Raw genomic sequence first — 23,042 nt, 5'->3', positions numbered from 1 at the left:
CGCCATGAATTGCAATTACAATCATCGCACTTGCAACTTAAAGAGAATGCTCCGCATGTCGCCTCAACGTATAACACTGCCCGCCGCCTCGGCCAGAACCCAAACCCTGGCCGAAGCCTGTATCCGCAAGATGACCTCCGCCAGCCAAAAAGCCGGCGCTTCGCGCCCTTCTGCCAGCGCCTGGACGGCACAAACTCTGGGCGAACTCAACGCCAGCGGCGACATCTGGCTTATCGACGGCAGAAGGCGCGCCGAGCCGCCGATTTCCCGCTACGCCACCGCCTGGCCGCTCTGGTTTGGCCATCAATCAGAGCGTTATGAGAAGCCGCTGTTTTACTTCGTCAACACGCCCTCGGTGGACATGCTCCGCGGGCTTGAGCCGGAAACCAATCGCAAGGGGATTTTCATCAGCGATGCAGATACCGGCAGTGCCGATTTGCCGAAAGGCGTTCAGGCCTGGTTCCCGCTTCAGCTCACGGCCATGCCGGGCTGGTTGCCTTTCGATCCGGCCAATGCCAGAGAAACCGGCGCGATACTCCATCACGCCCTGCGCGCGCTCTATCTGGAGGGAACGAGAAAGATGGTGTATCTCGCGACCAACGCAGACAATGGCCCCCTCTCTTCAGGGGAGCCGTTTGTCGCAGAACAGGCGTTCAGGGGAATGTATCGCGTCGCCACCGCGGCAGACTCACCGTTGCAGGTTCGTCTGTGCGGCGCCGGCCGTGCGCTCGCCCGCGTTCAGCAGGCGGCCGAGGTATTGAAAAACTGGGGGATTGCGTCTGAAATCTGGAGCTGCCCCAGCTACACGCGGTTGGCGCAGGACGCCGAACTCGCCGACATGCAGCGCCAGGACAGCGGCGGCAAATGCCATCTGAAAACGTGCCTGGGTGCCGGGAATGCCCCCGTCGTCGCCGTCACCGACTATTCGCACCTGATTGCCAATCAGCTCAAGCGATTCATTCCCGCACGCTTTGCCGCGGTGGGCTCAGATTCACGGGTGCGCGGCGAAATCCACTACCCGCAGGCGGAATGGATTGCGCTCTGCGCCCTCAAACTGCTGGCCGACGAGCAGAAAATCCCTTCGGCGCTGATCGCCGATGCGCTGCGCGTTCTGCACATCACACCCGATGCCTGATCACTCTCTGGCCAGCTGCATCGCGTTGTCCAACGCGTCGGAGAAGCGTGCGATCTCTTCTTCGCTGAACTGGTTGAGAAAATGGGTGTTGACCACCGTGCGGTAGATCTCCCACATCTTTTTCCGCAGGGCCTTGCCTTCCTCGGTGATAGTCGCGAAGGAGGCCCGGCGATCGTCATCCGATCGAAAACGCGTGACCAGCCGCTCTTTTTCCAGGCGATCCATCAGGCGGGTCAGGTTGTAACGCTCAATCACCAACACGTCCGCCAGCTCATGCATGCGGCGTGTGCCGTTTTCCCCGCTTTCCAATCCCCATAACACGTCATACCAGGCGTAAACCGGCAGCCCCGCTTCCGACAACTTCGCCTCTATCTTTCTGATCATCGCCCGATGCGCGCGCACAAAGGAGAACCACAGGTCAGGTTGTTTATCTGTCATGTCATTTTTCTCGTCAAAAGCGGTGAGTTGCAATTGCAATTGTAAAGGGATAGAGTGGCTTTCGCCATTATTGCATTTGCAACTCTTGCACTTGCAATTCAATAAATCCCTGTATCGCTCAGCGCCTTATCAGGTAAGTACATTTGGAGCTTTTATGAACCAACCCGTGGTTAAAGCAGATCTTGACCCGCAAGAGACGGCTGAATGGCTTGAGGCATTTGAAGGCGTCACCGATATCGACGGCCGTGAGCGCGCGCATTTTTTACTGGAGAAAATGGCCGAAGCCGATCAGCGAAAACACGGCGATTTCTTCAGCCTGGTCACCACGCCCTACGTGAACACCATTCCGGCTTATAAGCAGCCGACGTATCCCGGCGATCTGGCCGCTGAAGCGCGCATCAATGCGTTTATTCGCTGGAACGCCATGGCGATGGTGCTGCGCGCCGGCAAACATTCCAACGTTGGCGGGCATATCGCCACCTACCAGTCGGCCGCAGTGCTTTACGATGTGGGATTCACGCACTTCTTCCGTGGGCGCACCGATGATTTCGCCGGCGACATGGTGTATATCCAGGGCCACTCCGCCCCCGGTATTTATGGCCGTGCCTATCTCGAAGGCCGCATCGACGAGGAGCTGCTCGACAACTTTCGTCGCGAATCCGCGCGCCGTGGCCTCTCCTCCTACCCGCACCCGCGGCTGATGCCGGATTTCTGGCAATATCCCACCGTTTCGATGGGGCTGGGGCCGCTGACCGCCGCCTACCAGGCGCGCTACATGCGTTATCTGGAATACCGCGAGCTGAAACCTCACCAGGGAAGAAAGGTGTGGGCGTTCCTCGGCGACGGCGAGATGGATCAACCGGAATCGCTGGCGGCGATTGCGCTGGGCGGGCGAGAAAAACTCGATAACCTGATCTTCGTCGTGAACTGTAACCTGCAGCGGCTGGATGGCCCCGTGCGCGGCAACGGCAAGATCATTCAGGAACTGGAGGGCACCTTCAAAGCCGCCGGCTGGCAGGTAATCAAGGTGATCTGGGGCAGCGGCTGGGACAAACTGCTGCAAAAAGACCGCTCCGGACTGCTGATGCAGCGGATGATGGAGTGCGTCGACGGCGATTACCAGACCTTCAAATCGCAAAGCGGCGCCTATGTGCGGGAGCATTTCTTCGGCAAGTACCCGGAATTGCTCGAGCTGGTCGCCGACCTGAGCGACGATGAGATCTGGGCGCTGCACCGTGGCGGCCACGATCCGCAAAAGGTGTACGCCGCCTACCATCAGGCGGTGCATACCACGGGCAGACCGACGGTGGTGCTGGCCAAAACCGTCAAAGGGTTTGGCATGGGGGAAGCCGGTGAAGGGCAGAACATCAACCACCAGCTGAAAAAAATGAGCCAGGATGCGGTGAAAGCCTTCCGCGACCGTTTAGGGCTGACAATCTCCGACGCCCAACTGGCAGAGATCCCTTACCTGAAGCCTGAACCCGACAGCGCGGCGGCGAAGTACATCACCGCGACGCGCACTGCGCTGGGCGGCTACATCCCTGCCCGCTTCGGCCAATCCGCTCCGCTGGCGATACCGGAACTATCGCGCTTCGACGGCCTGCTGAAGGGCAGCGGCGAACGCAACATGTCGACCACCATGGCTTTCGTCAATATCCTCGGCACGCTGCTCAAAGACGCCAACATCGGCAAACTGATTGTGCCCATCGTGCCGGACGAATCGCGCACGTTCGGCATGGAAGGCCTGTTCCGCCAGATTGGCATCCATTCCTGGCTCGGCCAGCTGTATACCCCGCAAGACGCCGGGCAGCTCAGCTACTACAAAGAGGCCAAAGACGGCCAGATTTTGCAGGAAGGCATCAACGAATCCGGCGCGATATCGACCTGGATCGCCGCCGGCACCGCCTACAGCAACCACGATGTCGCGACAATCCCGTTCTATATCTTCTACTCCATGTTCGGGCTGCAGCGGGTGGGCGATCTCGCCTGGGCAGCGGCAGACGCGCGCACCAAGGGCTTCCTGCTCGGCGCCACCTCCGGCAGAACCACTCTGATGGGCGAAGGCTTGCAGCATGACGACGGCCACAGCCACGTGCTGTCTTCCGTCATTCCCAGCTGCGTCTCCTACGATCCGACCTATGCCTATGAACTCGCAGTGATCGTTCAGAGCGGCATGCGCAGGATGTTCGTTGAACAAGAGGATATTTACTACTACATCACCTTGCTCAACGAAGGATACCCGCAGCCGCCGATGCCGGCGGGCGTGGAGGACGGGATTATCCAGGGCGCCTATTTGCTCAAACAGAACGAAACGGCAAACCAAGAGAGCCCGCGCGCTCAGTTGGTCGCCAGCGGCGCCATCATGCGCGAGGCGCTGGCGGCGGCGGCGCTGTTGGCCGAGGACTTTGGCGTCGCCAGCGATATCTGGAGTGCCACCAGCCTGAGCGAACTGCGCCGTAACGGCATGGCGGCCGAACGCTGGAACCTGCTGCACCCGGAAGACCCGCCGAAAGTCCCTTATATACAGAGTCTGCTGGCGGCGCATCCTGGCCCGGTGGTGGTGGCGACGGACTATATGAAGATCGTCGGCGATCAGATCAAACCGTTCTTGCCGGACCGCGCCTTTATCACCTTGGGCACCGACGGCTTTGGCCGCTCGGACACCCGCGAGGCGCTACGTGAGTTCTTCGAGGTCAACCGCCATTTCATCGCGATCGCCGCGTTGAAACTGCTGGCTGACGAAGGCCGTATCGCCCGCAGCGAGGTCAACCGCGCCATGGTGCTGTATGGCATCACCCCCGATAAGCCGGACCCGGCAGCGGTGAAGTAACGCATAGCCTACCCACGCCGCCGGCTGTCACCCGCGGCGTTTTTCCTCCTTCGGCTCGGCGGCGCGCGGCTCCCGCTCCCCCAGCCGCACCAGCGGGATATCCGCCAGCCGGGTGGTGTAAGCCGGCGACAGCATTTCGCGCTTCATTTGCCACGGTTTGACGATCCCCTGCCCGGCGAACCATACGCGCCCGCGCCCTTCCTGATTCAGGCGATCGAGGGTCGCCATCAGCCGCTCGCTGTTGCGGCGCGGCGGGCAGTCGTCGAACAGGTCGATCTGCGCCATGGCGGCGGCGCTGAAATCCCCCAGCACCACGCCGCCCTTCAGGTAGCGTCGCCCTTCCTGCCAGATGCTCTCCAGCGCGCGCACCGCCATGGCGATAATGTCGCGGCTGTCGTTGCTCGGCGTTTGCAGCCGGGCGGTGCCCATATTGCTGTAATACCCTTCGCCCGCCGAATGCGGGCTGGTTTTGATAAACACCGACACATTGCGACAGTAGCGCTTTTCCTGCCGCAGCTTCTCGGCGGCGCGTTCGGCGTAGCTGCAGATCGCCTCGCGCATGTGCGGGTAATGCGTCAGGCGCTGGCCGAACGAACGGGAACAGATGATCTGCTCTTTGGCCGCCGCTTCATCCTCCCATTGCAGGCATGACTCGCCGCGCAGCTCTCGTATCGTGCGCTCCAGCACCACGCTGAAGGTTTTACGCGCCAGCCGGGTATCGCAGTCCGCCAGCTGCAGCGCGGTGTGAATGCCCATCGCCTGCAGCTGACGGGTCAGGCGGCGGCCCACGCCCCACACCTCCTCCACCGGGATTAACGCCAGCAGCTTGCGCTGGCGCGCCGGATCGGACAAGTCCACCACGCCGCCGGTCCCCCGCCATTTCTTGGAGGCAAAGTTAGCCAACTTGGCCAGCGTTTTACTCGGTGCAATGCCGACCCCGACCGTCAAATGCAGCTCGCGCCGGATGCGATCGCGCACCCGATGACCGAACGGTTCCAGCGCCTCGCAGTGCGCCACGCCGTCCAGCCGCAGAAAGGCTTCGTCCAGCGAATAAATCTCCACCGCCGGCGCCATCTCCTCCAGCGTGTCCATCACCCGGCGGGACATATCGGCGTACAGCGCGTAGTTGGAGGAGAACACCGCGACGTTGCGGCGGCGCATCTCCTCTTTGATCTTGAAATAAGGCGCGCCCATCGGCACGCCCAACGCCTTCGCCTCGGCGCTGCGGGCGATCACACAGCCGTCGTTGTTGGACAGCACGATCACCGGCCGCCCCCGCAGATCGGGCCGAAAGATGGTTTCGCAGGAGGCGTAGAAGCTGTTGACGTCTACCAGGGCAAACATGGTTACAGCGCCGCGTAGACGATAAAGGTCACCACGCCGAAGATCTCCAGCTGCGCCTCGTCGTTGAACACGATTGGCGCATAGGCGGGGTTCATCGGCAACAGCCGCACGTCGGGGTAGCGCTGCAGTTTTTTGACGGTGAATTCACCGTCCACGGCGGCGATCACAATATTGCCGTGTTCCGGCGTCAGGGCACTGTCGACAATCAGCAGATCGCCGTCCTGAATATTGCCGTCGATCATCGACTCGCCGCTGGCGCGCACGAAGTAGGTGGCGTTGGGATGCCGCACCAGCAGCTTGCCGATATCCAGCCGGCTCTCGACATAGTCCTGCGCCGGGGAAGGAAAGCCGCAGGCCACGCGATCGGCAAACAGCGGTAACGTCAGAGACTCACCTGGTGAAAAAGCATACAACCTTGAATTGCTCAGCATAATCATAACCAAACTGTATATTTATACAGTAAAGCATAAACAAAACGCGAACGCGCGCAACCCCAAATTCCCCTGCGGATCGCGCTTTGCCGCGTAATATAATAATTTTCTGAGTGATTTTTCCTGCAGATTTTGGCGTTCTTCACGTATGTTTGCACACATGATACCCACCAAAACTGTGGATAATTCGGCACTCAGACCGTTGGCGTATCGATGGGCAGGATGAGTGAGGGATTGTCATTGCGAACGGCGCCGACGGCGGGCGATACCGGACGCGCGGCCGTCGGTCTCTGCTGCGTACAGCGCCGCAAAGAACAGCAGCAGGCCTTGCCTCAGCAAGATCCCACGGGAGGAACGGCGGACGGCCTTACAAAATGACGCCAATAAAATTGCGACTGGCAATGGCATCAATGGGACGGCCAGAGACGAAAGTCAGTACGTTATGCCAGGAGCTTGGGATCACCCGACAAACGCTGTACCGCCACATTTCCCCTGATGGTCCACTGCGAGCTGACGGTATAAAGCGGCTCAACCGGGGATAATTTCAGCGGACGGAAAAATCTGGGGTTCCGGCGTAGAACCCCGAATAAGGAATAATCCTTAATTCATTTCAGGATTATTAATTCCATCTAAAACCTCTTGGCAATATTCTTTTTTATAGGCTTCATCATTACTTAATGACTTAACCAAAAAATCAGCATTTTTCCAACCATTATCCCAATGCGTATCGAATCCTGACTGTTCATACTTTAATGTTCTAGTTAATGAGTCTTTTATTTGTTTTTTATATTTATCAATTTTCTCATTGGTTGCCCCACAAACATCATGTGCAACACGAGCATTTGAGCCAGAAAAACCTATTGCTGAAATTGCCATCGCTTCATTTGATTTGTCGAAATCATTCGCATATGCCACAGCATTAGATAAAGCGAATATGACAAGAGCAGGTATGGTTTTTTTGTATGAAATCATCTTTCACCTCTAACTCATTGATTGTTCATGGGGTCAGTTTGGATATAGAAAATTATTGTACATTAAGGCTGCTTTTTAATCAGTCTCAACTTCTTTATAGAAGGCCTGAATGCGACAAACTTGGGAAGTACTGCAGCCTGTCGCGTCTGCTGTTTCTCGGATGCTCAGTTTCTTAATCTGTCGGTAGTGCCTGATCCATCCTGCTCGCTCCATCTCACCGCTGGCGCGCACGAAATAAGTGGCATTAGGATGGCGCACCAGCAGCTTGCCGATATCCAGCCGGCTCTCGACATAGTCCTGCGCCGGTGAAGGAAAACCGCAGGCCACACGATCGGCAAACAGCGGTAACGTCAGGGGCTCACCTGGTGAAAAAGCATACAACCTTGAAGTGCTCAGCATATTCATAACCAAACTGTATATTTATACAGTAAAGCATAAACAAAACGCGAACGCGTGAACCCCCCTATCCCCCGTCAGAACACAGTTTGACGCGTAATATAATAATTTTCTGAGCGATTTTTTTTTACGCCTGCTAACGGTTTCACTCTGCCTTGCACACACGTTATCCACTAAAACTGTGGATAACATGCTGAGCTGCAGTGGCGTCTTCAGAACATGCGCCGTCGCCTCACCGCTCCGCCGCGGCCAGGCAAAAACGATGCACCGCTTCAACCATCTGATCGAGGCCCGGCTGCTCGAGGGGATAATGCCCGGCGTTCTCGAGCATCACGGTGGTCACCGGCACCCGCCGAATGCGCCGCAGAAACAGTTCACTCAGGTGCAACGGCGTCCAGCGATCCTGCGCCGGTTGCGTCAACAGAACCGGGCAAACGTCGAACGCTTCCGGTTCAATGGCGGGTGCATACTCCGCGTACGAGGCCAAAAACCGCATCGTCACCCAGGCTCCCGCCGAGGTGTTGTCCGCCAGGCACGCCTTGAGCGCCGCCTTGTCATTGACCAGCGCATGCATCTTGCTCGCCAGCGCCATCGGCATCGCCATACCCGCCAGCGGCGTGGCGGCCGTCAGTCGCGCCAACGGAATGCCCAGGCGACTCATCAACAGATTCAATGCCGTCTCGTCGCGCACCTGCTGTTCACGCTGATCGAGAAACGTCATGCCGACAATGCCTTTCACCTGCCGGTTCAACGCCGCCACGTGGTAAGTCTCCATCCCGCCGGCGCTCAGGCCGTACAGCACAATCGGCCGCGCATCCTTCGCCCGTTCCGCGTCGATCAGATCGCTGCCGATCTGCACCCAGTCGTCGTAACGCACGCGCCGCCGTTGGCCGCCCATCTGCGTCATTCCGTACCCCGGCATGTCGACGGCGATCGTCTCTATCCCCCGGCGCGCCAGCGGCGCTCCCAGGATGGTCGACATCTGTCGGCCGTTGGTGCCCACCCCATGGAACAGGATCACTTTCACCGGCGCCTCCGGGCGGCGATAGCAGTCCAGATGAATACGGTGCTGCCGCCAGGGCCACCACACCTCGGTCGGTTCTTCCCCCGGCCGCAGCCGAAAATTTTCCGGTAGGAATCGTTGAATCTCCTGCCAGTGAGATTGATTGGCGTAATTCTCCATACGAAACCTCTGGCGTTATGGCGCTTGGTTGACGGGTTCAATTTCAGTATAATCCAACAAATGTCGGATCATTAAAATACAACTTATGTCGGAAAAAGCGATGCCGCAAGCAAAAAAAAATGTGCGCGTGCCGATTCAGGAACGCGCGGCGGCGCGCATGGCCAAAGTGCTGAGCGCCGCCGAACAGATGCTCGCCACCCTCGGGCCGGAAAAAACCTCCATTCCCGCTCTGGCGGAAGCGGCCGATGTGCCGCGCGCCGCGATCTACCCGTTCTTCCCGGACAAATACGCGTTGTTTTCACACCTGGCTCAGAGCCATATGGCGCAACTGGCGCAGGCGCTGCGTGAAGCGGAGCTCGAGAGCGCCGACACCCTGCACGATTGGGTGGATGCCGCCGTGGCGGCCACCGCCCGCTACTACAACGCGCATCCGGCGGCGAGCGTCTTGCTGCTACGCGGCGCGTTCACCGAACCGGAGCAAGAGGCGCACGCCGCCAAGAACCTGACGATCGGCGAGATGTTCCGCGCCAAAGTGCGCGAGCTGCCCGAACTTGATGCGCTGCCGTCAGATCCCGACGTCGTCTTGATCGCCATAGAATTGGCGTTCGCCTGCATGAAATACGGCTATGCGCGGGAAGGCACCGTTTCGCCGGCCATTTGCCGCGAGGCGACGCGGGCGGTCACGAGCTATCTCGGGCAGTGGCGCGCCGCGCCGTAAGGCGGTGGCAAAGACGCCCCGTTTCGCCCTGTTCAAGCACGCCATCTATGATAAAATCGGCTATCACTCATCAGACTCTATCTGACGCCGGCGCTGTATCCGCCGGCGCCGCGAAACCATCATGAACAAGCATTTGATTCTCGACGAACCCGGCGATGCCGACTCGGCCTGCCTGTCGCGCCACGCAGTCTGGCAGCGCAACGATCTGGCTCAGGCGCAACAAGACTGGCTGGCGGAAGAAGTGCCGGTTGCCCTGGTATACAACGGCATTTCCCACGTGGTGATGATGGCGACGCCGAAAGACCTGGCGGCCTTCGCCATCGGTTTTTCGCTGTCCGAAGGCATCATCGCCTCCCCCGACGATATCTACGACATCCGCCAGCAACCGGCCTGCAATGGCATTGAAGTGCATGTGGAACTCTCGAGCCGCCGCTTTATGCAACTGAAAGAGAAGCGCCGCAGCCTGGCCGGCCGCACCGGCTGCGGCGTCTGCGGGGTCGAGCAACTGCAGGAGGTCGCTCAGCCCATCGCGCCGCTGCCTTTCACGCAGCGTTTCGATTTGGCGCTGCTCGATCGGGCGTTGGCGCAGCTGCAGGAAGTGCAAACGGTGGGGAAACTGACCGGCTGCACCCACGCGGCGGCCTGGATCCAGCCGGACGGCGCGCTCAGCGGCGGATGTGAAGACGTCGGCCGCCATGTGGCGCTCGACAAACTGCTGGGTTATCGCAGCCAACAGGCGTGGTTGCAAGGGGCGGCGCTGGTGTCGAGCCGCGCCAGCTATGAAATGGTGCAAAAATCCGCCATGTGCGGCGTCGAGATCCTGTTCGCCGTTTCCGCCGCCACCCGCCTGGCGGTGGAGGTGGCCGAGCGCAGCAACCTTACGCTGGTGGGCTTCAGCAAGCCGGGGCGCGCCACCGTCTATACGCACCCGCAGCGGCTCTGGCAATCGACAACGGCGGCCTAACGCCGCCGGATAAGAATCGACTATTCTCAATAGCAGGACACCAGGAAGCGCCCACGTTATGATAATCCGCCCGCACCAGAACTGGTTTTTTCGCCTGTTCGCCTGGCACGGATCCGTGCTGTCAAAAATTACCTTTCGCCTGTCGCTGAACGTGCTGATGTCGATAGTGGCGGTGATCAGCTACCAATGGTACGAACAGCTCGGCGTGCATTTGACTATCGCGCCGTTCAGCCTGCTGGGCATCGCCATCGCGATTTTTCTCGGCTTTCGCAATAATGCCGGCTACAGCCGCTTTGTCGAGGCGCGCAACCTGTGGGGCTCGCTGCTGATTACCGAGCGATCCCTGCTGCGCCAGATCAAAAGCCTGCTGCCGGACGAACCGGCGGTGCAGCAAAAGGTCGCCAAGCTGCTGATCGCCTTCAGCTGGAGCCTGAAGCATCAGCTGCGCGCCACCGATCCCACCGCCGATCTGTACCACAATCTCAGCAGCAAAGAGCTGGCCGAAGTGATCGCCAGCCCGATGCCGACCAACCGCATCCTGCTGATGCTGGGCCAGGAGATCGGCAAGCTGCGCCGACGGGGGCTATTGAGCGACATCACTTTCGAGCTGCTCGACAACAAGCTGAGCGAGCTGTCCCACGCCCTCGGCGGCTGCGAACGGCTCGCCAGCACCCCGGTGCCGTTCGCCTATACCCTGATCCTGCAGCGCACCGTTTACCTGTTCTGCAGCCTGTTGCCTTTTGCCCTGGTGACCGATCTGCATTACATGACACCGTTTGTTTCGGTGTTCATTTCCTATACCTTCTTATCCTGGGACTCACTGGCCGAAGAGCTGGAGGATCCGTTCGGCGTGTCGGCCAACCATCTGCCGTTAAACGCCATTTGCAACACCATTGAGCGCAACCTGCTGGAAATGAATGACCAAAGCCCGCTGCCACCGCCGATGAAACCCGACGAGCACTTTAATTTGATCTGAGCTATTTCACCCGAACACACTGGAGCCGAATGCAATGAATGCAAATACCCCCCTGCCGCAAGCCGTATTCACGCCGGTGACGCGCCATGCCATCTTTATCGTCGCCACCCTGTCGCCCGTTCCCGCCCATCTGGCGGCGGTGCGCGCCTGGTGCGGCGACATCGCCGCCGTGGTGCGTTCGGTCGGCAAACGCGCGCCGGCGGGCAACCTCACCTGCGTCTGCGGCTTCGGCTCCGAGGCCTGGGATACGCTGTTCGGCGCGCCGCGCCCTCGCCAGCTGCATCCATTCAGCCCGATCGGCAGCGGGGAACGCGTCGCCGTCGCCACGCCCGGCGACATTCTGCTGCATATTCGCGCTGATGAAATGGATCTGTGTTTTGAACTGGCCTCTCAGCTGATCGGCAAGCTCGGCGACGCCGTGGCGGTGATCGAGGAGGTGCACGGCTTCCGTTACTTCGATCAGCGCGCCATGATCGGCTTCGTCGACGGCACGGAGAACCCGGAAGGGCATGAAGCCTTCGATTACACGGTGATCGGCGACGAAGACGCGGCGTTCAGCGGCGGCAGCTATGTGCTGGTGCAGAAATACCTGCACGACATGCAGGGTTGGAATTCGCTCAGCGTGGAAACGCAGGAGAAGATCATCGGCCGCCATAAGCAGTCCAACATCGAGCTGGATGAAGCGGTCAAACCGTCGTCGTCGCACAGTTCGCTGACCACCATCACCGACGAGCAAGGCAACGAGGTGAAAATTCTGCGCGATAACATGCCGTTCGGCCGCCCCGGCCTGCGCGAGTTCGGCACCTACTTTATCGGCTATGCGCGCTCCCCGCAGCCGATCGAGCAGATGCTGGAAAACATGTTTATCGGCCGCCCGGCCGGCAACTACGATCGGCTGCTCGATTTTAGCCACGCGGTGACCGGCACCCTGTTCTTCGTGCCTTCCGCCCCGCTGCTGGAAGCGCTGGCCGATCGCAGCGGCGCCGAACTGCATTAATCCGTTCTCCCTACAGCAGCAGCGCCAGCTCCATCGCCGTGCGCTGCAGCTGCGGCAGCACTCGTTCGCGCAGCTCCGCCGCCGAGATCTGCGACGCATTGACGCCAACGTTCATTGCCGCCACAACCCCGCCTTTGCGTGAATGCATCGGCACCGCAATGGAACGCAGGCCGATCTCTAACTGTTGATCGTTGATGGCATACCCCTGTCTGCGAACTCTGGCTAACTGTTCCTGCAGCTGCTCCGCACTGGTGACGGTAAACTCGGTCAGCGGTTCGAAAGTGACCCGCGACAGATAATCCTCCAGCTCTCCCTCGTCCAGCGCGCTAAGCAACACCAGCCCCATCGATGTCGCATAGGCCGGCAGACGGCTGCCGCGCCCCAGATCGATAGTCATGATGCGTTTAACCGAGGCCCGGGCGATATACAAAATGTTATCGCCATCCAGCGTCGCCACCGAGCAGGATTCATTAAGCAATTTGCTGAGATAGTCCAGCGAGTTTTGCGCCGCCTTCGCCAGCTCGGAAGAGGAAAGATAAGCGTGACCGATAGTTAGCACACGCGGCAGCAAGCGATAGTGGCGCCCATCGGGACAATGCACGAATCCCAGCGCTCGTAGGGTATACAAACAACGGCGCACCGCTGCGCGCGGAATGCCGGTTTGTTGACTGATCTCTGACACCGACATCTGCGAATACTGTGGCTTGAAGGCCTGTAACACCTCCAGCCCTCTGGCCAGCGAGGCCATAAAATTAGGATCGCCCTTGTACTGGTCGTTGCTTAAATCACCGATCTCCTGCAGCCGACGCAGTTCTTCGGTGCCAAATTCAGGAACTTCACTCATTCAGGCCTCCCATTAGTATCTGCTCTCAATTTACACGCTCAATACGGCAGCAAAGCCCTGCGTATCACATCCGATGCCAATTTAGCCGCCTGCATCACAAAATGCAGACCTAAAACCTCAATGCACCGATAATCGCACAATGTTCTGATATTCGCACTTGCTGATGCTTTTTTCATCCTCTAGGTTAATTTCAAACCCGCTGGTTGTTGGCGCAACGTCCTAACCGAGCCTTGAGGAGAACTGATGATCGATAAAAGCATGGCGTCCGCAGACGCCGCCGTCGCAGATATTCCGGATGGCGCCACCCTTATGGTCGGAGGATTCGGTCCGGCCGGGCAGCCCTACGCACTGCTGGATGCGCTGATCCGTCGCCGGCCACGCGCGCTTACGCTGATCAGCAACAATGCCGGTAACGGCGATTTTGGCCTGGCGGCTCTGCTGAAAGCCGGCTGTGTGCGCAAAGTGGTGTGTTCTTTCCCACGGCAGGCAGATTCTTGGGTGTTTGACAACCTCTACCGCCGCGGCGAGTTGGAACTGGAGCTGGTTCCGCAAGGCAATCTGGCGGCGCGCATCCAGGCCGCCGGCGCCGGGATCGGCGGTTTTTATACCCCGACCGGCTATGGCACCCAATTGGCGGAAGGAAAGGAAACCCGCGAGATCGACGGCCGCCGATACGTTTTCGAACTGCCGCTGAAGGCCGACTTCGCGCTGATCAAGGCTGAACAAGCCGACCGTTGGGGCAACCTCCGCTATGACAAAACCGGGCGCAACTTCGGGCCGATTATGGCGATGGCCGCCAACTGCACCATCGTCGAAGTCAACCATATGGTGCCGTTGGGCGAACTGGATCCGGAAAACATCATCACGCCCGGCATCTTCGTGCAGCGTCTGGTGCCCTCTTCTCCCCGTGCAGCCCAGCTTTCGGCTTAAGGAACGCATCATGAGCAAACTGACCCATCAACAGCTGGCTGAGCGCATCGCGCGCGATATTCCTGAAGGCGCCTACGTCAATCTCGGTATCGGCATTCCAACCCAGATCGCTAACTATCTGCCGGCCGATAAAGAGATCTTCCTGCACAGCGAAAACGGCATTCTCGGCATGGGCTCGGCGCCAACGCCGGGCGAAGAGGACCCGGAATTGATCAATGCCGGCAAACAACCGGTTACGCTGCTGAAAGGCGGCTGCTTTTTCCACCACGGCGACTCTTTCGCCATGATGCGCGGCGGCCACCTGGATATTTGCGTGCTGGGCGCCTATCAGGTCTCCGAACGCGGCGATCTGGCGAACTGGAGCACTGGCGCACCGGGGGCGATTCCGGCGGTCGGCGGCGCGATGGATCTGGCGATCGGCGCACGTCAGGTGTTTGTGATGACCGAACACCTGACCAAAACGGGTGAATGCAAAATCGTCCGCCAATGCAGCTATCCGTTAACCGGCATCGGCTGCATCGACCGCATCTACAGCGATCTGGCGGTGATGGACGTCACTCCCCAGGGACTGGTGGTGCGTGAAATATTTGCCGGCCTGACCCCGCAACAACTGCAGGACGTCACCCCGGTCGGACTGACTTTCACCCTTCAACACGGGGAACCGCGCCATGAATCCAGCTTATCTGTGTGACGCCGTCCGCACGCCCTTCGGTCGCCTCAATGGGAGCCTGGCCGGCATACGCGCCGACGACTTGGCCGCTCTGCCGTTGAAAGCGCTGCAGGCACGCCATCCGACGCTCGACTGGAGCCAGGTGGACGACGTGTTGTTCGGCTGCGCCAATCAGGCGGGGGAAGACAACCGCAATGTCGCGCGCATGGCGCTGCTGCTCGCCGGCCTGCCGGTGCAGGTGCCCGGCTGCACCATCAATCGCCTGTGCGGATCCAGCCTGGATGCGGTAGCAGCTGCGGCGCGCGCCATCAGAACCGGCGAGAGCGAGCTGATGATCGCCGGCGGCGTGGAAAGCATGTCGCGGGCGCCTTATGTGATGGGCAAGGCGGAAAGCGCCTTCAGCCGCACGATGAAGATTGAAGACACCACCATGGGCTGGCGTTTTATCAACCCACAGATGCAGGCGCTGTACGGCGTGGACACGATGCCGCAGACCGCCGAAAACGTGGCATCGCAATTCGGTATCAGCCGTCGCGATCAGGACGCCTTCGCCCTGCGCAGCCAGCAACGCACCGCCGCCGCGCAGGAAAGCGGCTTTTACAGCGACCAACTGATCGAAGTGCTTATCCCGCAGAAGAAAGGCGAGCCGCTGACCTTCAACCAGGACGAACATCCGCGCGCCACCACCTTAGCCGCACTGGAAAAACTCAGGCCGGTGGTCGCCCCGCAGGGCAGCATTACGGCCGGCAACGCATCCGGCCTGAACGACGGCGCCTGCGCGCTGCTGCTGGCCGGCGAGCGCAGCGTGGCTCGCCATGGCCTGCGGCCAATGGCACGCATCGTTGCCAGCGCCGTCACCGGCATCGAACCGGCGATCATGGGCTTTGCACCGGCGGCGGCGGTGCGCAAAGTGTTGCATATTGCCGGCCTGACCCTCGAACAGATGGACGTGATCGAACTGAACGAAGCCTTCGCCGCGCAAGCGCTGGCGGTGACCCGCGAGCTGGGACTGCGCGACGATGCGCCGCAGGTGAACCCGAACGGCGGCGCGATTGCGCTCGGCCATCCTCTGGGCGCCTCCGGTGGCCGGCTGGTGATGAACGCCGCCTGGCAACTGCGAAAAACGCGCGGGCGCTACGGGCTGTGCGCCATGTGCATCGGCGTCGGCCAGGGCATTGCACTGATTATCGAACGGGTATGAGGTCAATCATGGATATTGAATATCGCCTCGACGGCCCGGCCGACGCACCGCTACTGGTGCTGTCCAACTCGCTGGGCACCACCTTCGAGATGTGGCAACCGCAGTTGGCGGCGCTGACCGAACGCTTTCGCCTATTGCGCTACAACCAGCGCGGCCACGGAGCCACCCCGTTGGCGAAAGCGCCGCTGCAACTGCAGCAGTTGGCTGAAGACGTCATCACCCTGCTCGACCATTTGGATGCGCCGAACGCCCATTTTTGCGGCATTTCGATGGGAGGATTGACCGGGCTCTGGCTCAGTCGTTATCACCCCGAGCGCATCGGACGGCTGGTGGTCGCCAATACCGCCGCCCGCATCGGCGGCGCCGAAGGCTGGCGACAACGCGCGCAGCAGGTACGGGAACACGGGTTGGCGCCGATCGCCGCCGCCTCACCCGCGCGCTGGTTCTGCGCGGCATTCGCGCAGCGCCACCCCGAGCAGGTGGCTGCGCTGGTGGCGGCCCTGGCGGCCGGTAATTCGCAGGGATACGCCGCCTGCTGCGAGGCGCTGGCGCGGGCCGACCTGCGCGCCGAGATTGCCTTGATGACGCGGCCGATGCGGGTGATTGCCGGTGAGCAAGATCCGGTCACGACGGTGGCGGACGCCGAGTTTTTAGTCGCCAATGCGCCACTCGCCGATCTGCGGCGGTTGCCGACATCGCATATTTCCAACATCGCCTGTCCGGATCTCTTCAACCGCTGCGTTGTCGAGTTTCTTACTGAAAAGGAATGAAGCATGGAACTTCGCATTGAACGCATCGACAGCTGGCTGGTGGATATTCCCACTATTCGGCCACACAAATTGTCGATGGCCACGATGGGCTGCCAAACGCTGACGCTGGTGCGCATGACCTGCGCCGACGGCCTGATCGGCTGGGGGGAAGCCACCACCATCGGCGGGCTGAGCTACGGCCCGCAAAGCCCGGAGGGGATCAAGTCGGCGATCGACGGCTACCTCGCGCCGCTGCTGAGCGGCAAAAGCTTCAGCGGTCTGGCGCCGTTGGTTGCGTTGATGAATGGCCAGGTCCAGGGCAATACCTTTGCCAAGTCGGCGCTGGAAACCGCCTTTCTCGATGCCCAGGGCAAACGCCTCGGCCTGCCGGTCAGCACCCTGCTCGGCGGCGCGCTCAGCAACACCCTGCCGGTGCTGTGGACGTTGGCCAGCGGCGATACGCAGCAAGACATCATCGAAGGGCAACGCCTGTTGGCGGAAGACCGTCATCGCGCCTTCAAGTTGAAGATCGGCGCCCGGCCGCTGGAGGAAGATCTGCGCCACACCCAGGCTATCAAGCAAGCGCTGGGGCCGGAGATCAGCATTCGCGTCGATGTTAACCAGGCCTGGGATGCCGCCACCGCCGTACGCGGAATGGCGGCGCTGCAGCAGATCGGCATCGATCTGGTCGAACAGCCGGTGCCGCAATGGGATCGCACGGCGTTAATCCGGCTCAGTCAGCGCTTCACTCTGCCGATCCTGGCCGACGAAGCGGTGGCCGACGCTCACGACGGTTATGCATTGGCTGCGGGCGGCTTTACCGGCGCCTACGCGCTGAAGATAGCCAAGGCCGGCGGCCCGGCGCAGGCGCTGAAACTGGCGCAGGTCGCACAGGCCGCCGGCGTCGGCGTCTATGGCGGCACCATGCTGGAAGGCACGCTGGGCACCGTCGCCTCGCTGCACGCCTGGTCGACGCTGAAGCTGGACTGGGGCAGCGAGATGTTCGGCCCGCTGTTGCTGAAAGACGACGTGGTCACCACGCCGCTGCGTTTCGCCAACGGTCACGTCAGTCTGCCGTCAGGCCCGGGCCTGGGGGTCGATATCGATGAAGACAAACTGCGCTTTTATCGACGCAAATAACTACGAGGGACTACGCCATGCTATTCAAAGTTGAAATGGTCGTGAAATTACCGCTCGATATGCCTAAAGCGCTCGCCGACGAAATAAAAACGCGCGAAAAAGCATATTCGCAAACCCTGCAGGCGAGCGGAAAATGGCGACATCTTTGGCGCGTAGCCGGTAGCTACGCCAATGTCAGCATTTTCGATGTGGAAAGCAATGCCGAGCTGCACGAGCTGTTATTCGCCCTGCCGCTTTACCCTTATATGAAAATTCGCGTAACGGCGTTATGCCGACACCCGTCATCGATCCGCGACGATGACAAATAAAATACCGGGATAATAACCCGCAAGGTTAGCTGTTAATTCCTGTTCTCTGTATAACCTACATTATAAGCAATGAGGAATTCGCAATGTCTATATCCTTCAATCAACGTCAAGACATTATCAAATTGCTGGAAATCAGCAGCGGTTTTACTAATGATAACGGAGATCCGCGTTTCAAAAAAATCATGCATCATCTGCTGGGCGATATTTGTCAGCTCATCGATCGCTATGATATTTCCCCTGAAGAATTCTGGCAGGCGATCAACTATCTGCACGTCTTGGGCGAACGTCAAGAGGCGGCGCTCCTGGCCGCCGGCTTGGGGCTGGAACACTACCTCGATCTGCGCGACGACGAGCGCGAGCGCCAACAGGGGCTGAGCGGCGGTACGCCACGCACCATCGAGGGGCCGCTGTATGTGGCCAATGCGCCAGTGAGCGCCGGCTTCGCGCGGATGGATGACGGCGACGACGACGGCGAGGTGATGTGGCTGCACGGCCAGGTCAAAGGCGCCGACGGCAAGCCGCTGGCGGGGGCGGTGGTTGATATTTGGCACGCCAACACGTTGGGCAACTACTCTTTCTTCGATAAATCGCAGAGCGGCTTCAACCTGCGCCGGCGGATAACCACCGACGCCGATGGCCGCTACGCGGCGCGCAGCATCGTGCCGTCGGGCTACGGCTGTCCACCCGACGGGCCCACCCAGGCTTTGCTCAATCGACTGGGGCGCCACGGCAACCGTCCGGCGCATATTCATTTCTTCGTCTCCGCACCGGCGCATAAACACCTGACGACGCAAATCAATCTCAATGGCGACCGTTATCTGTGGGATGACTTCGCTTTCGCTACCCGCGATGAGCTGATCGCCAACCCGGTGAAAATCACCGATCCGGCGCTGGCGGCCAAACGCGATCTGCCCGGCCCGCATACCGAAGTGCAGTTTGATTTTACGCTTTATGCCGCGGCGGACCGCATCGAGCAGAACAGAATAAATCGCCCTCGCGCGCTGCAAGATTAATATTTTTCACACAAAAGAATAGCGACGCTAATAACGGGCAATCGGTTATTGATTGCCCACTACCCCGTCTATCCATTTTCTATGAGGCCATGAACATGCATTCATTATTGAATCCGACAATATCTAAGCTGAAAGAAAAAATAAATCACGCTTTAATTATTGATAAAGAAAATGGCATATATCAGTGCAATCGCGGCATTTTTACCGACGAAGCGTTATTTGAACTGGAAATGAAAGCCATTTTCGAAGGCAATTGGATTTATCTGGCGCATGAAAGCCAAATCGCAGACTCAGGCGATTATTACACGCTCACCGTTGGGCGTCAGCCGGTGATCATCACGCGCGACAAAGACATGCAGCTGCATGCCATGATCAATAGCTGCTCGCATCGGGGCGCAATGTTGGCCAGCCGCAAGGCCGGCAATAAAAGTACCTTCACCTGTCCCTTCCACGGCTGGACCTTCAATAACGCCGGCAACCTGCTGAAAGCCAAGGACGAGAAAACCGGCGCCTATCCTCCCTGTTTCAAGCGGGACGGCTCACACGATTTGAAACAGCTGCCGCGTTTTGAATCTTATCGCGGATTTCTGTTCGGCAGCCTGAGCGATGAGGTGCAACCGCTGGAGGAGTATCTGGGTGAAACGCGACAGATCCTCGATCTCATCGTCGATCAGGCTGAGAGCGGGCTGGAAGTTCTGCGCGGCTCATCCTCCTACACCTTCGACGGCAACTGGAAACTGCAGATGGAGAATGGTGCGGACGGTTACCACGTCAGCGTGGTGCACTGGAACTATGTCTCCACCATGGCGCATCGGGATGCCGCCAGCGGCATCCAAACCATGGACGCCAACTGCTGGTCATCAAAAAACGACGGCGGCGCCTATGGCTTCAAGAATGGTCATCTGCTGTTGTGGACCCGGGTGCTGAACCCGGAGTCCCGCCCCATTTATCGGCACTTCACCCGTTTGAACGATGCCTTCGGCGCACACCGTGCCGACCTGATGGTGAACCAAACCCGCAACCTGTGCCTTTACCCCAATCTGTACATCATGGACCAGCTTTCCAGCCAGTTGCGCGTAGTGCGCCCGATTGCCGTCAATAAAACCGAAGTGACCGTATTCTGCTTTGCGCCGAAGGGCGAAAACGCCGACGAGCGAGCCTTGCGCATTCGCCAGTATGAGGATTTCTTCAACGTCAGCGGCATGGGTACGCCGGACGATCTGGAGGAATTCCGCGCCTGCCAGCTCGGGTTCAACGCCGGCAACATGCCCTGGAGCGATCTGAGCCGCGGCGCTACCCGCTGGCTGGAGGGCCAGGCTGACGACAATGCCAAAGCGCTGGGGATCGTGCCTGACATGACCGGCCCGCGCCCGGAAGATGAGGCCCTGTATCTCAGCCAGCATCATCATTGGCAAAACATTCTGCTGCGCCAGCTGGAGCGCCAGCAACGAAACGACGAGGTGGCGCAATGAGTACATTTAACCTGCAACAGCGGGTGGAACAGTTCCTGTACCGCGAAGCACGCCTGCTGGATGACCGGCAATGGGATGACTGGCTGGCCTGTTACCATCCGCAGGTCGAATATTGGATGCCGGCCTGGGCTGACGACGATCGCCAGACGACGGACCCTCATAGCGAGATTTCGCTGATTTATTACGCCAATCGCGAAGGACTGGAAGATCGCGTTTACCGCATAAAAACCGAACGTTCAGCCGCCAGTAGCATGCCGGAGCCGCGCACGGTGCATCTTATCAGCAACGTGGAGCTGTTATCGTCCGGCGCGGAACAGGCCGAGGTGAACTACCACTGGGCCACCTTCTATCACCGCTACAACCACACGGACACCTATTTCGGCTCAACCCGACTGTGGATAGATCTTAGCGGGGAGGCGCTGCAAATTAAGCGCAAGAAAATTCGTCTGGATAATGACTATATCAATCATGTAATTGATATTTATCATCTTTAATGCAGGAGGTGAGGTATGTCTTTTACCGTGGCCCTTAATTTTGAAGACGGCGTCAGCCGCTTTATTCAATGCAACCCGAATGAAAAAGTACTCGACGCCGCCTACCGACAAAAGATCAACCTGCCGATGGACTGTTCGGACGGCGTATGCGGCACCTGTAAATGCCACTGTGAACAAGGAGAATATCAGCTGGGCGATGACTATCTGGACGAAGCGCTGTCAGAGCAGGAAGCCGCACAGCGGCGAGTGTTGACCTGTCAGATGGTGCCGCTCTCGGACTGCGTCATCGAGGTGCCGATGCCTTCGACGATGTGTAAAACCGCCAGCGAAATGTTTACCGCCACCGTCGCCTCCGCCACCGCTCTGTCGGACAGCGCCATCGAGTTCTGCCTGACGCTGGATGATGAACGCGGCATCGCGTTCCTGCCGGGACAATATGTGAATATCGACGTTCCCGGCAGTGCGGCCAGCCGCGCCTATTCGTTCAGTTCGCCGCCCGGCAGCCGGCAGCTCTCTTTTCTGCTGCGCAACGTGCCCGGCGGCATGATGAGCCGTTATCTGACAGAACGGGCGAGCCCCGGCGACGCGATCCGTCTGCGCGGCCCACAGGGCAGTTTCTATCTGCGTGCGCCGGTGCGGCCGATGTTATTTTTGGCCGGCGGCACCGGGCTGGCGCCGTTCCTTTCCATGCTGGAATATCTGGCGCTCGGCGGCAGCGAACAGCCGGTGCATCTAATCTACGGCGTCACCCATGACCACGATCTGGTCAAGCTGGAACAGCTGGAAAGCTATCGCCGGCGTCTGCCGAATTTCAGCTACCTGACCTGCGTGGCCAGCGAAGCGTCGCTGTCGCCGCACAAGGGCTACGTCACGCAGCACCTCGACGAAAATCTGCTCAACGACGGCGATCTGGACGTGTACCTGTGCGGGCCGCCGCCGATGGTGGAAGCGGTGCTTGGCGATTTCCAGCGACGCGCCTTTATCCCGCATAGCTTCCATTATGAGAAGTTCGCCCCCAGCCAGGCCGATGGGAGGAGTTGACCATGGATAAATCACGTTTCAGCGGCCAGGTGATGGCGATAACCGGCGCCGCTCAAGGCATCGGCAAAGCGGTGGCCGAACGCGCAGCTCGGGAAGGGGCCCGTTTGGCGCTGATCGATCGCTCCCCCTATCTGGAAGAGGTCGTGGTCGTTTTACGCGAACGCGGCGCCGATATCATCGCCCTGCAGGCCGATTTGGAGCATTGGGAAGAAGCGCGCGATGCGCTGGATCAGGTGCAACAGCACTTTGGGCGCGTAGATATTATGGTAAACAACGTGGGCGGCACCATCTGGGCGCGACCGTTTGCCGACTATGCGCCGCAACAGATTGAGGCGGAGATTCGGCGCTCGCTGTTCCCGACGCTATGGGGTTGCCGCGCCGCGTTGCCGCATATGCTGGCGCAGGGGAGCGGAGTGATCGTCAACGTCTCTTCGGTCGCCACGCGCGGCGTCAATCGCGTTCCCTATTCCGCAGCCAAAGGCGGCGTCAACGCCCTGACCCAATCACTGGCCTTTGAATACGCCGGCGCCGGCATTCGCATCAACGCCACGGCGCCGGGCGGCACCGAAGCGCCGCCGCGGCTGACGCCGCGCAATCGCGAATCCCCGACGCAGCAGGAGGAACGTTGGTATCGGCAGGTGGTTGAGCAAACGCTCGACAGCAGTCTGATGCACCGCTACGGCAGCGTCGATGAACAAGCCGCCGCTATTCTGTTCCTCGCCAGCGCCGAAGCCAGTTACATTAACGGAACGGTGCTGCCGGTCGCCGGCGGCGATTTGGGGTAAAACAGGCGCCG

24 protein-coding genes and 1 pseudogene are annotated in these 23,042 nt (G+C 59.7%); 17 read left to right on the top strand and 8 right to left on the bottom strand.

From position 1 onward, the window contains the following. Positions 1-55: 55 nt before the first annotated feature. Entirely contained in the window at positions 56-1,135 is a 1,080-nt protein-coding gene (locus AC2CGQ_RS04500; protein WP_015378304.1) for a transketolase-like TK C-terminal-containing protein, read from the top strand. Here AC2CGQ_RS04500 and AC2CGQ_RS04495 read toward each other — a convergent pair whose 3' ends face one another. Next, positions 1,136-1,573, bottom strand: coding sequence for a MarR family winged helix-turn-helix transcriptional regulator (locus AC2CGQ_RS04495; protein WP_015378305.1), 438 nt, complete (start codon positions 1,571-1,573; stop codon positions 1,136-1,138). Positions 1,574-1,727: 154 nt separating this feature from the next. Between AC2CGQ_RS04495 and aceE the strand changes: the two genes are divergently transcribed. After that, complete coding sequence (aceE, locus tag AC2CGQ_RS04490; RefSeq protein ID WP_484593495.1) at positions 1,728-4,403, top strand: pyruvate dehydrogenase (acetyl-transferring), homodimeric type; 2,676 nt, start codon at positions 1,728-1,730, stop codon at positions 4,401-4,403. Positions 4,404-4,430: 27 nt separating this feature from the next. Here aceE and umuC read toward each other — a convergent pair whose 3' ends face one another. From umuC to AC2CGQ_RS04460, 6 genes and pseudogenes are all read right to left on the bottom strand, one after another. Further along, a complete protein-coding gene (gene umuC, locus AC2CGQ_RS04485) occupies positions 4,431-5,747 on the bottom strand; it encodes a translesion error-prone DNA polymerase V subunit UmuC (protein ID WP_015378307.1) in 1,317 nt (438 codons plus the stop codon). A 2-nt stretch (positions 5,748-5,749) separates the two neighbouring features. Beyond that, positions 5,750-6,184 (bottom strand): translesion error-prone DNA polymerase V autoproteolytic subunit, encoded by a 435-nt coding sequence (gene umuD / locus AC2CGQ_RS04480; protein ID WP_015378308.1) that lies wholly within the window; start codon positions 6,182-6,184, stop codon positions 5,750-5,752. Positions 6,185-6,372: 188 nt separating this feature from the next. Next, a pseudogene (locus AC2CGQ_RS04475) lies at positions 6,373-6,453 on the bottom strand (SOS response-associated peptidase family protein); the annotation flags it as partial. Positions 6,454-6,778: 325 nt separating this feature from the next. Continuing rightward, positions 6,779-7,150: a hypothetical protein gene (locus AC2CGQ_RS04470; protein WP_126181107.1), complete on the bottom strand. Its 372-nt coding sequence runs from the start codon at positions 7,148-7,150 to the stop codon at positions 6,779-6,781. A 75-nt stretch (positions 7,151-7,225) separates the two neighbouring features. Then, positions 7,226-7,555 carry a helix-turn-helix domain-containing protein gene (locus AC2CGQ_RS04465; RefSeq protein WP_158497934.1) on the bottom strand — a complete coding sequence of 110 codons (330 nt, stop codon included), beginning with the start codon at positions 7,553-7,555 and terminating at the stop codon, positions 7,226-7,228. A gap of 223 nt (positions 7,556-7,778) precedes the next feature. Then, positions 7,779-8,729, bottom strand: coding sequence for an alpha/beta hydrolase (locus AC2CGQ_RS04460; protein ID WP_019453527.1), 951 nt, complete (start codon positions 8,727-8,729; stop codon positions 7,779-7,781). Positions 8,730-8,829: 100 nt separating this feature from the next. On the opposite strand from AC2CGQ_RS04460, the gene AC2CGQ_RS04455 reads away from it, so the two are divergent. The 4 genes from AC2CGQ_RS04455 to AC2CGQ_RS04440 all read left to right on the top strand — a co-directional run bounded on the left by AC2CGQ_RS04455 (position 8,830) and on the right by AC2CGQ_RS04440 (position 12,384). Next, entirely contained in the window at positions 8,830-9,447 is a 618-nt protein-coding gene (locus AC2CGQ_RS04455) for a TetR/AcrR family transcriptional regulator (protein ID WP_015378310.1), read from the top strand. Positions 9,448-9,568: 121 nt separating this feature from the next. Beyond that, positions 9,569-10,411: a formate dehydrogenase accessory sulfurtransferase FdhD gene (gene fdhD / locus AC2CGQ_RS04450; protein WP_021505762.1), complete on the top strand. Its 843-nt coding sequence runs from the start codon at positions 9,569-9,571 to the stop codon at positions 10,409-10,411. A gap of 58 nt (positions 10,412-10,469) precedes the next feature. Further along, a complete protein-coding gene (locus AC2CGQ_RS04445; RefSeq protein ID WP_004935069.1) occupies positions 10,470-11,387 on the top strand; it encodes a bestrophin family protein in 918 nt (305 codons plus the stop codon). Positions 11,388-11,421: 34 nt separating this feature from the next. Beyond that, the gene (locus tag AC2CGQ_RS04440) at positions 11,422-12,384 is read left to right on the top strand and encodes a Dyp-type peroxidase (protein ID WP_021505763.1); all 963 of its coding nucleotides are present in this window, start codon (positions 11,422-11,424) and stop codon (positions 12,382-12,384) included. A gap of 10 nt (positions 12,385-12,394) precedes the next feature. Here the strand turns inward: AC2CGQ_RS04440 and AC2CGQ_RS04435 are convergent, their stop codons facing one another. Next, positions 12,395-13,228, bottom strand: a complete 834-nt coding sequence (locus tag AC2CGQ_RS04435; RefSeq protein ID WP_015378314.1) for an IclR family transcriptional regulator domain-containing protein — start codon at positions 13,226-13,228, stop codon at positions 12,395-12,397. 243 nt (positions 13,229-13,471) lie between these two features. On the opposite strand from AC2CGQ_RS04435, the gene AC2CGQ_RS04430 reads away from it, so the two are divergent. From AC2CGQ_RS04430 to benD, 11 genes are all read left to right on the top strand, one after another. After that, a complete protein-coding gene (locus AC2CGQ_RS04430) occupies positions 13,472-14,158 on the top strand; it encodes a 3-oxoacid CoA-transferase subunit A (RefSeq protein WP_484593494.1) in 687 nt (228 codons plus the stop codon). Between the two features lie 10 nt (positions 14,159-14,168). Then, a complete protein-coding gene (locus tag AC2CGQ_RS04425; RefSeq protein ID WP_484593493.1) occupies positions 14,169-14,849 on the top strand; it encodes a 3-oxoacid CoA-transferase subunit B in 681 nt (226 codons plus the stop codon). Then, positions 14,827-16,029, top strand: a complete 1,203-nt coding sequence (pcaF, locus tag AC2CGQ_RS04420) for a 3-oxoadipyl-CoA thiolase (protein ID WP_088381711.1) — start codon at positions 14,827-14,829, stop codon at positions 16,027-16,029. The genes AC2CGQ_RS04425 and pcaF overlap by 23 nt, the downstream gene beginning before the upstream one ends. An 8-nt stretch (positions 16,030-16,037) precedes the next feature. Further along, complete coding sequence (gene pcaD, locus AC2CGQ_RS04415; protein ID WP_088381712.1) at positions 16,038-16,799, top strand: 3-oxoadipate enol-lactonase; 762 nt, start codon at positions 16,038-16,040, stop codon at positions 16,797-16,799. A 3-nt stretch (positions 16,800-16,802) separates the two neighbouring features. Further along, positions 16,803-17,918 (top strand): muconate cycloisomerase family protein, encoded by a 1,116-nt coding sequence (locus AC2CGQ_RS04410; protein ID WP_015378319.1) that lies wholly within the window; start codon positions 16,803-16,805, stop codon positions 17,916-17,918. Positions 17,919-17,935: 17 nt separating this feature from the next. Next, positions 17,936-18,226 carry a muconolactone Delta-isomerase gene (gene catC, locus AC2CGQ_RS04405; RefSeq protein WP_015378320.1) on the top strand — a complete coding sequence of 97 codons (291 nt, stop codon included), beginning with the start codon at positions 17,936-17,938 and terminating at the stop codon, positions 18,224-18,226. 83 nt (positions 18,227-18,309) lie between these two features. After that, positions 18,310-19,239 carry a catechol 1,2-dioxygenase gene (gene catA, locus AC2CGQ_RS04400; protein ID WP_021505768.1) on the top strand — a complete coding sequence of 310 codons (930 nt, stop codon included), beginning with the start codon at positions 18,310-18,312 and terminating at the stop codon, positions 19,237-19,239. Between the two features lie 95 nt (positions 19,240-19,334). Continuing rightward, complete coding sequence (locus tag AC2CGQ_RS04395) at positions 19,335-20,711, top strand: Rieske 2Fe-2S domain-containing protein (protein WP_118891918.1); 1,377 nt, start codon at positions 19,335-19,337, stop codon at positions 20,709-20,711. Next, entirely contained in the window at positions 20,708-21,205 is a 498-nt protein-coding gene (gene benB, locus AC2CGQ_RS04390; protein ID WP_063918582.1) for a benzoate 1,2-dioxygenase small subunit, read from the top strand. Before AC2CGQ_RS04395 ends, benB begins: the two co-directional genes overlap by 4 nt. A gap of 15 nt (positions 21,206-21,220) precedes the next feature. Then, on the top strand, positions 21,221-22,246 hold the full coding sequence (benC, locus tag AC2CGQ_RS04385) for a benzoate 1,2-dioxygenase electron transfer component BenC (protein WP_166730118.1): 1,026 nt from the start codon (positions 21,221-21,223) through the stop codon (positions 22,244-22,246). Between the two features lie 2 nt (positions 22,247-22,248). Then, positions 22,249-23,031 carry a benzoate diol dehydrogenase BenD gene (gene benD, locus AC2CGQ_RS04380; RefSeq protein WP_380691883.1) on the top strand — a complete coding sequence of 261 codons (783 nt, stop codon included), beginning with the start codon at positions 22,249-22,251 and terminating at the stop codon, positions 23,029-23,031. Positions 23,032-23,042 lie beyond the last annotated feature (11 nt).

This window comes from Serratia sp. DFXYC6 (assembly GCF_057196085.1).
This window is presented reverse-complemented; position numbering and strand designations above follow the sequence as displayed.

Bases quoted from the DNA above. Each gene is read 5' to 3' on its own strand.
- AC2CGQ_RS04425 (WP_484593493.1), top strand. From the start codon at position 14,169: ATGAGCAAACTGACCCATCAACAGCTGGCTGAGCGCATCGCGCGCGAT.
- AC2CGQ_RS04435 (WP_015378314.1), bottom strand. From the start codon at position 13,228: ATGAGTGAAGTTCCTGAATTTGGCACCGAAGAACTGCGTCGGCTGCAG.
- AC2CGQ_RS04430 (WP_484593494.1), top strand. From the start codon at position 13,472: ATGATCGATAAAAGCATGGCGTCCGCAGACGCCGCCGTCGCAGATATT.
- AC2CGQ_RS04445 (WP_004935069.1), top strand. From the start codon at position 10,470: ATGATAATCCGCCCGCACCAGAACTGGTTTTTTCGCCTGTTCGCCTGG.
- AC2CGQ_RS04395 (WP_118891918.1), top strand. From the start codon at position 19,335: ATGCATTCATTATTGAATCCGACAATATCTAAGCTGAAAGAAAAAATA.
- AC2CGQ_RS04465 (WP_158497934.1), bottom strand. From the start codon at position 7,555: ATGAATATGCTGAGCACTTCAAGGTTGTATGCTTTTTCACCAGGTGAG.
- pcaD (WP_088381712.1), top strand. From the start codon at position 16,038: ATGGATATTGAATATCGCCTCGACGGCCCGGCCGACGCACCGCTACTG.
- AC2CGQ_RS04440 (WP_021505763.1), top strand. From the start codon at position 11,422: ATGAATGCAAATACCCCCCTGCCGCAAGCCGTATTCACGCCGGTGACG.
- AC2CGQ_RS04460 (WP_019453527.1), bottom strand. From the start codon at position 8,729: ATGGAGAATTACGCCAATCAATCTCACTGGCAGGAGATTCAACGATTC.
- AC2CGQ_RS04500 (WP_015378304.1), top strand. From the start codon at position 56: ATGTCGCCTCAACGTATAACACTGCCCGCCGCCTCGGCCAGAACCCAA.
- catA (WP_021505768.1), top strand. From the start codon at position 18,310: ATGTCTATATCCTTCAATCAACGTCAAGACATTATCAAATTGCTGGAA.
- catC (WP_015378320.1), top strand. From the start codon at position 17,936: ATGCTATTCAAAGTTGAAATGGTCGTGAAATTACCGCTCGATATGCCT.
- benB (WP_063918582.1), top strand. From the start codon at position 20,708: ATGAGTACATTTAACCTGCAACAGCGGGTGGAACAGTTCCTGTACCGC.
- umuC (WP_015378307.1), bottom strand. From the start codon at position 5,747: ATGTTTGCCCTGGTAGACGTCAACAGCTTCTACGCCTCCTGCGAAACC.
- AC2CGQ_RS04455 (WP_015378310.1), top strand. From the start codon at position 8,830: ATGCCGCAAGCAAAAAAAAATGTGCGCGTGCCGATTCAGGAACGCGCG.
- AC2CGQ_RS04470 (WP_126181107.1), bottom strand. From the start codon at position 7,150: ATGATTTCATACAAAAAAACCATACCTGCTCTTGTCATATTCGCTTTA.
- benD (WP_380691883.1), top strand. From the start codon at position 22,249: ATGGATAAATCACGTTTCAGCGGCCAGGTGATGGCGATAACCGGCGCC.
- AC2CGQ_RS04410 (WP_015378319.1), top strand. From the start codon at position 16,803: ATGGAACTTCGCATTGAACGCATCGACAGCTGGCTGGTGGATATTCCC.
- AC2CGQ_RS04495 (WP_015378305.1), bottom strand. From the start codon at position 1,573: ATGACAGATAAACAACCTGACCTGTGGTTCTCCTTTGTGCGCGCGCAT.
- fdhD (WP_021505762.1), top strand. From the start codon at position 9,569: ATGAACAAGCATTTGATTCTCGACGAACCCGGCGATGCCGACTCGGCC.
- aceE (WP_484593495.1), top strand. From the start codon at position 1,728: ATGAACCAACCCGTGGTTAAAGCAGATCTTGACCCGCAAGAGACGGCT.
- pcaF (WP_088381711.1), top strand. From the start codon at position 14,827: ATGAATCCAGCTTATCTGTGTGACGCCGTCCGCACGCCCTTCGGTCGC.
- umuD (WP_015378308.1), bottom strand. From the start codon at position 6,184: ATGATTATGCTGAGCAATTCAAGGTTGTATGCTTTTTCACCAGGTGAG.
- benC (WP_166730118.1), top strand. From the start codon at position 21,221: ATGTCTTTTACCGTGGCCCTTAATTTTGAAGACGGCGTCAGCCGCTTT.